This is a genomic window from Mycobacterium sp., from assembly GCF_049280035.1.
GTDB lineage: Bacteria > Actinomycetota > Actinomycetes > Mycobacteriales > Mycobacteriaceae > Mycobacterium.
Window position 1 is genome coordinate 1 of sequence record NZ_JBAPPI010000103.1, and the last position, 2,973, is coordinate 2,973.

Sequence of the window (2,973 nt, forward strand, 5' to 3'; positions counted from 1 at the left end):
GTGGTGGGGCGGGCGCGGCCTGCGCGACCGGAGCCGCCGCCGGCTGCGCATCGGCGGTGGTCGAGCCGTCGCCCGTTGGTTCGGGGTTGTAGTCGACCAGAAACTCATGCCAGCTCGGATCGACCGAGGAGGGGTCTTCGCGGAACTTGCGGTACATCTCCTCGACCAGCCATTCGTTCTGCCCGAATGGTGAACTCGTACTGCTCACGGCAGCTGCTCGCCTCGATTCCTCTGCCCGGCAAGCGCGCTAGTGACGCTTGCCACTTCCCAAAACCGGTGTCGGCGCATCTGACCTGCGGCGGCTCCGACAGTTTCCGCCCCATAAAGGCTAACCCTTTGCCGACAATCCGCCACGGTCATGGCCAGCCCGGCTCAACTGGCACCGGCCAGAGTTGCTGCTAACCGGCGTCGCGAACCGTGGGCAGCAGATGCAGGGTGACTGGCCACCGCACCGGGGGCGTACCGAACGCGTTGCGGGTGTTCCGCACGATCTTCTTACCCACTAGCCGGTTACCGATGGCGCCGATGAGGGCGCCGATACCGATCGGCAGCATCTTGCCGAACAGCAGTGCACCGCGCCGCAGCGTGAATTTCCTGACGGCGTACTTGAGCAACCGCGAATTCAGCTGTGCCAACGCGGGCATCGGCAGCGATGCCGCCCCCTCCGACAACCACGCACCGCTCCTGCGGCCCGGACCGAGCAGTTCGCCGATGGCGTGCTTGCTGTCGTCGCCGACCAGAACGGCCAGCACCAAGGCGCGCCGGAGTTCCCGATTTTCGGCCGGGATACCGTGCACGGCCGCGATCGCCAGCGCAAAGAACGCGGTGGCCTCAAGGAACACCGCCGTCTCGCCGGCGGCCGCGGACAGCGCGGCGAGTGTGCCGATGCCCGGTAGCAAAGCGGCCGAACCCACGGCTGCGCCGCTGGCCGTGACGGCGGCCACATACCGCTTCTCCAGCTTGGAGACAATAACGGCGGGAGCGGCGTCTGGGTTCGCACGGCGCAGCCGGTCCAGATAGGCTGCCGCCGCCGGGCCCTGGATCCGTGTGCTGCGCTCGATGATGTGCGCCAATGCGCGCGCGGATGCCTTGGGCTTGCCGTTGGTAGTGGCGGGCAGCGAGTCATCCGCTGAGTGCGTCCGTCGGGCGCTCATGAGGTGCCTCCGAGGTGATACGTGGAATGCCTTCAGGCTAGCGCCGACGCACGAAACGTGGGGCAAGCATCCCCGTCCATGAGTTCCCGAGGTTGTCGTCGCACTTGCCGAGGTCGATACCCTGGACAGGGATGCCGCGGCGAATGCGGTCGACGACCGCGTCGGGGCGCTGGAGGCCACTCCGGCTGAGATCATGGCGCTTCGCGACGCCGGTGTCACACCAGGTGGGTATCTGGTGGCGTTGGACTACTTGCTGGCAATGATGCAGACCGAGCTCTCGTCGCTGTGCGAGTTTGCCAGTTCGCTGCGGTCCGGTCAGCTCGAGTGGCAGCAGGCGGCGTCCGACAGCAAGATGCGGAGCCAGGAGAGGGAGGGACATGACTGCGGCGACTGCTGGGGAGCGAGCGGGTGGGGGCACCCGACGCGCCAGCGGCGCCATGTCGACCAAACGCAGGAAAGCCGCAAGTCCGTGGGACGCGCTCTGGGCGATGATGGTCGGCTTCTTCATGATCCTGCTCGACTCCACGATCGTCGCGGTCGCCAACCCCAGCATCATGACCAAGCTGGGCACCAGTTACGACACGGTGATCTGGGTGACCAGCGCCTACCTGCTCGCTTACGCGGTTCCGTTGTTGGTGGCCGGCCGACTCGGTGACCGGTTCGGTCCGAAAAACCTCTACCTGGCCGGCCTCGCAGTATTCACCGCCGCCTCACTCTGGTGCGGCCTGTCGGGGACCATCGGGATGCTGATCGCCGCACGGGTTGTGCAGGGCATCGGCGCCGGGGTGCTGACCCCCCAGACGCTGTCAGTAATCACCCGCATCTTTCCGCCGGAACGGCGCGGGATGGCGATGAGCGTGTGGGGTGCCACCGCGGGCGTTGCCACCTTGGTTGGGCCGCTGGCCGGCGGTGTGCTGGTCGACGCGCTGGGCTGGGCATGGATCTTCTTCGTCAACGTCCCGATCGGGATCATCGGTCTGGGGCTGGCTGTTTGGCTGATGCCGGTCTTGCCCACACATAGACACCGATTCGACCTGGTTGGCGTCGGATTGTCCGGGCTGGCCATGTTGCTCATCGTCTTCGCCCTGCAGGAGGGTCAGTCCGACGGCTGGGCGCCGTGGATCTGGGCGGTGTTCGTCGCCGGCATCGGGTTCATGACCGCCTTCGGCTATTGGCAGTCGATCAGCACCAACGAGCCACTGATCCCACTCGACATCTTCCGAGACCGCGACTTCAGCCTTGCCAACCTCGCCGGGGCGGTCATCGGGTTCGCAGCCACCGCGATGATGTTGCCGCTGATGTTCTACGCGCAGGGGGTGTGCGGATTGTCGCCGACCCGCTCGGCCCTGCTGACCGCGCCGATGGCGATTGCCAGTGGTCTGCTCGCACCGATCGTCGGCAAGATCGTCGACCGTTCCCACCCTCGGTCGGTGGTCGGTTTCGGTTTTTCGGTTTTGGCGATCGGACTGACCTGGCTCTCGATCGCGATGACGCCGTCCGCGCCGATCTGGCAGTTGGTTCTGCCGTTCATTGCGTTGGGTATTGGGATGGCGTTTATCTGGGCGCCGCTGGCCGCCACCGCAACCCGCAACCTGCCGCCGCGGCTGGCTGGCGCCGGTTCCGGGGTATACAACGCGACCCGCCAAGTTGGTGCCGTGTTGGGCAGCGCCGGCATGGCTTCCTTCATGACGTCGAGGATCACGTACGAGATGCCGCCAATGCCCGACGGCGAGGGGTTCGGCCCGACGGGCGGCAAGGGTACCGCCTTGCAGCTCCCGGGATTCCTGCGCGAGCCATTCTCTGCTGCGATGTCCCAGTC

The 2,973-nt window shown here is 66.4% G+C and carries 3 protein-coding genes; 1 reads left to right on the forward strand and 2 read right to left on the reverse strand.

The genetic code is table 11. The features are described from left to right. On the reverse strand, nt 1-208 hold a 208-nt coding region (locus WAN71_RS03420), incomplete at its 3' end, for a 2-oxoglutarate dehydrogenase E1 subunit family protein (protein ID WP_422223983.1). Between the two features lie 190 nt (nt 209-398). Next, entirely contained in the window at nt 399-1,154 is a 756-nt protein-coding gene (locus WAN71_RS03425) for a hypothetical protein (protein ID WP_422223984.1), read from the reverse strand. Between the two features lie 437 nt (nt 1,155-1,591). On the opposite strand from WAN71_RS03425, the gene WAN71_RS03430 reads away from it, so the two are divergent. Continuing rightward, a partial coding sequence (locus tag WAN71_RS03430; RefSeq protein WP_422223985.1) for a DHA2 family efflux MFS transporter permease subunit occupies nt 1,592-2,973 on the forward strand: 1,382 nt, incomplete at its 3' end.